This is a genomic window from Exiguobacterium sp. A1_3_1, assembly GCF_048985645.1.
Lineage (GTDB): Bacteria > Bacillota > Bacilli > Exiguobacteriales > Exiguobacteriaceae > Exiguobacterium_A > Exiguobacterium_A indicum.
Genome location: NZ_WBYY01000168.1, coordinates 1 through 6,920, shown reverse-complemented (window position 1 = coordinate 6,920; position 6,920 = coordinate 1). Strand labels below are relative to the sequence as shown.

The following is a 6,920-nucleotide window of genomic DNA, read 5'->3' as shown; positions in this document are numbered from 1 at the left end:
AGATGTGTATAAGAGACAGACGCACGCCTTAAAAGTCAAACAACCGCTTGCTAGCCTAAGCGTCCAATCGAGCGAAACCTTTTCGTGGGCGGACTATACGGCAATCATTCAAGAGGAACTGAATGTAAAAGACGTCCAAATCGTCCCGACGACGCAAGCGACGACACGGTTCCGTCTTAAACTGAACTTCCGCGCAGCCGGAGCGAAATTCGCACAGCAAGCGAACGCGATCCATCAATGGCTACAACAATTGTCTGCACAGCAGACTTCCGACTTGCTTGAAACAGGAAGATTAATCTACCGGACCACATCAGGCGATGAAGTCGAGGTGCGTCAAGCGGACGTCATCGTCGAACCAATCGTCCAGACGGGTTTTGCTGCTGCGACGAATGGTGGACTCACCGTGACGCTTGATACGCGGATCACGGAAGCACTGGAGCAGGAACGCTGGATGCGGGAGCTCGTCCGCTATATCCAGTCGGAACGAAAGGCACAAGCGTTATCGCGGGACGCCCGAATCGATCTCGTCTTGTCGGTCGATGCGACGTTCCAGCCGATCGTCGAGACGTTTGAGCCTTTATTATTCAAACATCTTTCCTTATCCTCCGTGCGAACTGAACCGCTACAAGGAGCAGGGGATGTTCAGCTAGGGGGACACGATGTCGGTGTCTCGTTTACACCAACGAAAGAATATTGTTAAGGAGAAGATCATGATTGCATTAGAAACATTAAAAGGTCGACTCGTCGACGGTTTGTTAGAGGTCCAAAAAGAAGAAGGATATGTTGCCCGAGAACGTTTCATCTTTAACCGAGGGGCGACGGACGAACAGCTCGCGCTGTTACCTGCGTGGACGGCAGACGACTATCAGGCGTTCTTTGCGTCAACATAACGGGGCGAAGCTGTTTCAGCACGAAACGTTATCCTACAACGATGGATTCGAACTCTTTTCGATCGAGGATTGCCTGACGTATAGCGAGATTTGGGAATGTCCCGAAAACTTCTTAGCGATCGGCGCAGGACCAGACGGGGAGTGGATCGTCTACGAGATGAATCGCCCGGCAGGAAATCGGATCTGGAGTGGGGAATTTCTTAATTTCGAGGAATGGGAAGAAGACGCAATGCCGTTTGGCTTCGAGCGATGGCTCGACTACTTGATCGTCGCGCAAGGCACGCAATTTTGGGAATGGTTCCGGTAAGAGAGGAAGAGGTTCAGTGGACATTCAATTAAAGGTAGCGTCTCTTACAGACGCTCCGAAGCTTCACACGCTTCAACTCGAGGCGTTTTCAGAGACGCTCGAGCGGTATCAGGATTTTGCAACGAATCCGGCGAACGAATCGATCGATCGTGTCATTCACCGGATCACGCATCCGAGCAGTACGTTTCATCAAATCATCGTCGACGATGTCGTCGTCGGCGGGATTTGTGTCGTTGCGAAAGCACCGAGTCGCTACGCGATCAGTCCGATGTTCTTAGATCCAGCCCGTCAAGGTGAAGGAATCGCCCAACGCGCATTACAGCTCGTTGAAGCAGCGTATCCGGCTGCAACGACATGGGAACTGCGGACGATTCGTGAAGAGACACGTAACTGTTATTTCTATGAGAAGATGGGTTACCGATTGACGGGTGTCAGTCAACCGCTCAATGAACGGGCGACACTCGTTTCCTATCAAAAATCAGTTTCGGAATGAGCGGGTTTTGTCGGAAGGAAGCACCACCACAGATTCGTTAATAGAGCGGCAAGGACGGCAAAATTAAACAGATAAAGACAAAAGAAGACGAACTCACCGATGTCCTCAAGGTTAGCTAACGGATTATCGACCAGGTACGATTCGTGACTGACGCCGAAGAGGAACAAAGGAAAGAAGACATAGAAGTATCGTTTCCAAAAGAATGACGCACGACCTGTTTGAGACATATGAGCACCTCCTGAAGGAATGGCACGCTTCTTCTGACCGGAAGAAGCGTGTGTTCGTTTACGATAAGGATGGTGTACCGACGACTTCGACGTGGCGCGTGACCGTATCAAACAGACGTGTCCGCGTATCGTTATGAGACAACAGCAACGGTTCACCGGTCTCGTCATAGATGAAGGCAATCGGAATCGAAAAACCACAGTTGCGGTACGAACCATCGGCATGACTCGTTCCGATCATGAGCGCTTGTTGCGCCTGACTGATGATACGCGCTTCACCGGACCACTCGACATACTGTTCTTCACTGAACATACCGACGCCGATCGGGTTGAAGATGAGATCAAGTCCGGATTCCTCGCGTAGTCCGTCTTTTCCTAAGAAGATTTCGCGACAGAGGACGTATCCATAGCGGAACGACCCGTCGTTTGCTGTTGAAGGTGTATAAAGCGGTCCAGCTTCTGGTGTTTTGGCGCGATCAAGCAGAATCGTCCCGGTCGCATCGATGATGACAGCGCGATCGAGATTCGCTTCATCTTTGTAACCGAGGACGATGGCTGTTTCGAACTGTTTAGCAAGATGTTGCACGCGTTCGAGTTCCGTGACCGTACAATAGCCTTCCGGATAGACAATCAGATCGACTTCAGGATAAGCGGCGATTTCACGTTCAAATTGCTCGAGTCCGGTCTCGCGTTTTGGTTGAGCGATTAATAATTTCATCAAAACATCCTCTCAGGTATAAATATATCTGAAAAATCAGACTTTCCATTCGTCATGATTTTACCATTAGTGGTAAAATAAAGCATATCGCTTTTTGATAAATTTTACTGCAAATGAAGGAAGGTCATCAGCTTGAACATTTTAAAAACCACTCTTGTGACACGCCATCTACAGACAATGAAGGCTTTTTACATAAACCAGATCGGATTCCCGCTCGTCTCGGAAACGGACGACTCGTTTACGATGCAAATCGGTACCGATCAACTGACATATCGACAGACGGACGATGTTGATACGCAATACCATATGGCGTTCAACATTCCGGAAAACGTCTTCCAACAAGGAAAAGCGTGGCTCGTAGAACGGACACCACTCTTGATCGAAGATGGACAGGACGAGATTTATTTTGACTTCACGGACTCGCATTCCTGCTATTTTTATGATCCAGATGAAAATGTCTTGGAGCTGATTGCGCGGCATCGAATCAATCCATCTAAAGCGGAACTGACGTTTGATGTATCCGACATCCTCGGGATTGGTGAGATGAGTCTGACGGTGAAAGACGTGCTTGAAGTCGGTGAGCAGTTAGCAGAAATCGGCGTTCTCGAGCGACGGGAACGTCCGCTCAACGGCGCGTCACTCAACTTCCTCGGACCGGTCGCGGATGGAACGCATATTTTGCTCGTCCCAGAAGGACGGACATGGTTGTTCTCACCGAAGACGGCGAAGGTCAGTCCGATCGAGATGGAACTCGACGGCAGACATCGGGTCCGGCTGGACGCAGCGGGTGTATGGCATCAAAGAACTGTGTCTTTATAATTCATAAAAGTAAAAAGTGAGGGAAGTAAGATGAATAAAGCGGTGAATGCGAGTATCGCGTTCGGATTATTGTTGTTCGTATGTGGTTTCTTTTTTCTGTTTGGCTATTTGACCCGCTCGATGCCGACTCAGCAAGGCGGTGACCCGGTCATCTTACCGGTCGCAGCACTCCTCGTTCTCCTACCGTTCGTGATCCGTGAAGGCATGCGTGTTTTGACGTATGTTACGTTGACACGTCGACAGGTCGGTGTAATCATCTTATTTGCAATCAGTGGAATCATACTAAGTAGTTGGATTGAGATACAGCAGAATCTTGCCGTAATCGATTTCCGTGCCCTCTTTACGATTCATACATACGTACTGTTCGTTTCGGGCATCATCTTGTTGTGTCTCCTATTGACGGGACTCAAACGAATGCGCGTCCGAACGAGAGTGATTTAAATGGAAAAGGACTGAATGATATGGGATACATCACAGAATTACGCAAACTCGTTGGCACACGACCGCTCGTCATGGCAGGAGCGTGTGTCATCGTCGTCAACGATAAACAAGAAGTCTTATTACAACTTCGGCAAGATAACGGATGCTGGGGACTCGCTGGTGGAGCGCTTGAGATCGGGGAGACGCTCGTAGAGACAGCAAAACGAGAATTAAAGGAAGAGACCAGTCTTGAAGCGGAGCAGCTCGAATTATTAAACGTCTATTCGGGTGATGCATTTTACTATAAGTATCCGCACGGGGATGAAGTCTATAATGTGATCTCGGCATTTCTGTGTACTGCTTATACCGGTGAAGTGGTTCTGGATCCGTCAGAAGTCGCAGAATTACGCTTTTTCGCTATCGATCAGCTACCAGAAAACCTCAATCCACCGGAACGACCGATCTTGATGGAATATGTTCAGAAACAACGGACAGCGCATCACGTCTCCATTTGAAGAAAGGGATAAAAAACAAAAAATCTTGAATGAACTGTTCATTCAAGATTTTTTGTTGCACTGGGACGCGTTTCAGCCTGTAGCATCAAGAGGACACGAAAAGGAGGAAACGCGATGCGATGCTTTGCGATTGATTTAGATGGAACGTTATTGAATAAGGAACACAGAATTTCGTCGGGAAATCAGGTAGCCATCAAGAAACGGCAGGATAAAGGAGATATCGTCATCATCGTCACCGGGCGAGCTGCCTTTGATGCACGACGGATTCTAGCGCAACACGGACTGGATTGTCCGGTCATTGGTGCGAACGGGGCAGAGATCGAGGTAGGACAAGGTAGACGGTATTTTTTGAACCGTTCTAGCAGTCGAACGATTTGGGAGATCGTACGATCTACAAACGTATTCATACATATTTATCTACAAGACAACATCCTGTTACCGCAGTTTTCGATTGCTGCTCTTCAAGGCGGAGATCGTGCGTTTCAAGAAGCGATTCAGGCTCAATTAACGCAATACGGTGTTGAGGAAGTTGACGAAATCGCAATCGATCAACTGGACGTCATCAAATTCATGTTCGTCTCACCTGACAGATGGCAGCTCGAACACCTCGAGCAACAACTCCTTCAGCTGAAGATCTGTTCCGTGACACGTTCAGGTGCCTATAACTTAGAAGTCATGGCAAACGGCGTGACAAAAGGGACTGCCCTTCAAGACATCGCGAGAGCGTACGGGATGACAGCCGAGGACATCATTGCGATCGGTGATAATCAAAACGATCTACCGATGTTTGAAGTGGCGGGAACATCGATTGCCATGGGAAACGCTGAAGCATCTGTCAAAAGCAGAGCGACATACCTCACCAGTGATCATGACGAGGACGGTGTAGCGAAGGCATTAAACGGCTTAGAACGATGGGAACAAACGAAGGAGGAACAGTATGGCGAACATCTCGGATATCGCTAAACAAGCGGGTGTCTCGAAGTCGACGGTATCCCGTGTCTTAAACGGTCATAAGCATGTCTCAAAAGAAAAGCGGCGGATCATCTTAGACGTGATGGAGCGACTGGAGTATAGTCCGAACGGAAATGCGATCAACCTCTCACGCGGTAAGACGAATACGATTGGTGTCCTCGTGCCGCGTGTGGGTCATCCGTTTTTTCATCAATTACTCGAGGGGATTGGTCAGGTGTGCATGGAACGAAACCACACACTCCTTGTCATCCAGACGGAACACGATCCAGCAAAAGAAGAAGCGAGTATGCAATACCTTCGCGATAAGCGGATTGACGGATTGATCATTGGCGCCATCAGTCAGCCGCAGTTACTTGAAACGATGCGGACGGTTGGACCAGTCGTTGCCTGCGAAGACCATCAGGATATCGTGCCGTCGCTCTTTTTTAATCATGGAAAAGCGATCACAATGTTGCTGCAACATGTAGAAGAACGAGGAGCAAAAACAGTCGGTCTCTGTCTTGGAAATCCAGATAGCGGAGTCGGAAGAGTCAGACGGGAGGCGTTCGACCAATATCTCAAGACGTCTACGCTCTGCCATGGAATTCAATGGTACGCGGATCGGTGCTATTCTTTCGAAGACGGACAAGCACTAGCAGGTCAACTTCTAACGATAGACTTGCCAGACGCCATCATCGTCGGCAATGACGAAGTCGCTGCGGGTCTTATCGATCAATTTCGCAAGGATGGCATTCGGGTGCCAGAGGATATCGCCATTACGGGATTTGATGATGTACCAATTGCCAGAGCGCTTGAAATAACAACGATCCGACAACCGGTTGTAATGCTTGGCAGACTGGCAGCAGAACAATTATTGAGTGACGCGCTGAATCAGAGTGAAAGCGCTAGTTCTTTACTGGAACCTTCTTTGATGATTCGACAAACGACATAAGAGACTGGGGGTTATACAGATGAATAAGGAAAAAACCGGTGCGACCGCTACCGTGATGACGATCTCTGACGAACGAGTCCGTAAGTACTTTCAAGCATCGATTGAAAAACAACGGATCACTCAGGAATTTCGCATGCTCGAAGAACTTGAGCGGACGGCCATCCCGACACCAAACGTATATGCCGTTGAATTAGAAGATTCGCCTTTCATTGAGATGCAGCGAGTCGACGGCAGCGAATTGTTAGAGTTGTTCGAACCGGAGCGAATAACAGATTTTCTTAACGCCTTCGCGACATTACATCAACGGATTCATCAGCAACAATCGCGTGTAGCTCCTGAATGGTACGATGTCACCGAGCACAAAATACGTCATCTATCACTAGAGTTACGCTTGAAGGCGGAACGATTACTCCAAACACTTTACGTTCCGCAACAGCAAGGATTGCTCCACGGGGACTTCCATTTCCAGAACATCCTCGTGACAGCAGATGAAACGTTCGTCGTCATCGATTGGCATGATGCGACGACAGGTCCACCGATCGCGGATGTCGCGCGGACGTTACTCTTGTTGCGGACAGCAGGTGAAACAACAGTATACCTGTCTCTTATACACATCTCCGAGCCCACGAGA

12 protein-coding genes are annotated in these 6,920 nt (G+C 48.8%); 10 read left to right on the top strand and 2 right to left on the bottom strand.

Annotated features, from left to right (window positions below):
- The 4 genes from F8N00_RS14845 to F8N00_RS14830 form a co-directional block, all read left to right on the top strand.
- A partial coding sequence (locus F8N00_RS14845) for a DUF5915 domain-containing protein (protein ID WP_421018477.1) occupies positions 1–700 on the top strand: 700 nt, incomplete at its 5' end.
- 10 nt (positions 701–710) lie between these two features.
- Positions 711–890, top strand: a complete 180-nt coding sequence (locus tag F8N00_RS14840; RefSeq protein ID WP_421018476.1) for a hypothetical protein — start codon at positions 711–713, stop codon at positions 888–890.
- Positions 877–1,197 (top strand): hypothetical protein, encoded by a 321-nt coding sequence (locus F8N00_RS14835; protein ID WP_421018475.1) that lies wholly within the window; start codon positions 877–879, stop codon positions 1,195–1,197. Before F8N00_RS14840 ends, F8N00_RS14835 begins: the two co-directional genes overlap by 14 nt.
- Before the next feature lie 16 nt (positions 1,198–1,213).
- Positions 1,214–1,690 carry a GNAT family N-acetyltransferase gene (locus tag F8N00_RS14830; RefSeq protein WP_313586784.1) on the top strand — a complete coding sequence of 159 codons (477 nt, stop codon included), beginning with the start codon at positions 1,214–1,216 and terminating at the stop codon, positions 1,688–1,690.
- Here F8N00_RS14830 and F8N00_RS14825 read toward each other — a convergent pair.
- Entirely contained in the window at positions 1,669–1,917 is a 249-nt protein-coding gene (locus tag F8N00_RS14825; protein WP_410756061.1) for a hypothetical protein, read from the bottom strand. The genes F8N00_RS14830 and F8N00_RS14825 overlap by 22 nt on opposite strands.
- 58 nt (positions 1,918–1,975) lie before the next feature.
- Entirely contained in the window at positions 1,976–2,632 is a 657-nt protein-coding gene (locus tag F8N00_RS14820; protein ID WP_075642195.1) for a hypothetical protein, read from the bottom strand.
- Positions 2,633–2,764: 132 nt separating this feature from the next.
- Between F8N00_RS14820 and F8N00_RS14815 the strand changes: the two genes are divergently transcribed.
- The 6 genes from F8N00_RS14815 to F8N00_RS14790 form a co-directional block, all read left to right on the top strand.
- On the top strand, positions 2,765–3,451 hold the full coding sequence (locus F8N00_RS14815; RefSeq protein ID WP_421018474.1) for a glyoxalase: 687 nt from the start codon (positions 2,765–2,767) through the stop codon (positions 3,449–3,451).
- 30 nt (positions 3,452–3,481) lie between these two features.
- Positions 3,482–3,892: a hypothetical protein gene (locus tag F8N00_RS14810; protein ID WP_421018473.1), complete on the top strand. Its 411-nt coding sequence runs from the start codon at positions 3,482–3,484 to the stop codon at positions 3,890–3,892.
- 20 nt (positions 3,893–3,912) lie between these two features.
- A complete protein-coding gene (locus F8N00_RS14805) occupies positions 3,913–4,386 on the top strand; it encodes an NUDIX hydrolase (protein WP_421018472.1) in 474 nt (157 codons plus the stop codon).
- Between the two features lie 114 nt (positions 4,387–4,500).
- Entirely contained in the window at positions 4,501–5,349 is an 849-nt protein-coding gene (locus F8N00_RS14800; RefSeq protein WP_421018471.1) for a Cof-type HAD-IIB family hydrolase, read from the top strand.
- Positions 5,324–6,289 (top strand): LacI family DNA-binding transcriptional regulator, encoded by a 966-nt coding sequence (locus F8N00_RS14795; protein ID WP_055967520.1) that lies wholly within the window; start codon positions 5,324–5,326, stop codon positions 6,287–6,289. Before F8N00_RS14800 ends, F8N00_RS14795 begins: the two co-directional genes overlap by 26 nt.
- A gap of 19 nt (positions 6,290–6,308) precedes the next feature.
- Positions 6,309–6,920 (top strand): phosphotransferase family protein (locus tag F8N00_RS14790; RefSeq protein ID WP_421018470.1); only part of this gene is annotated, 612 nt, incomplete at its 3' end.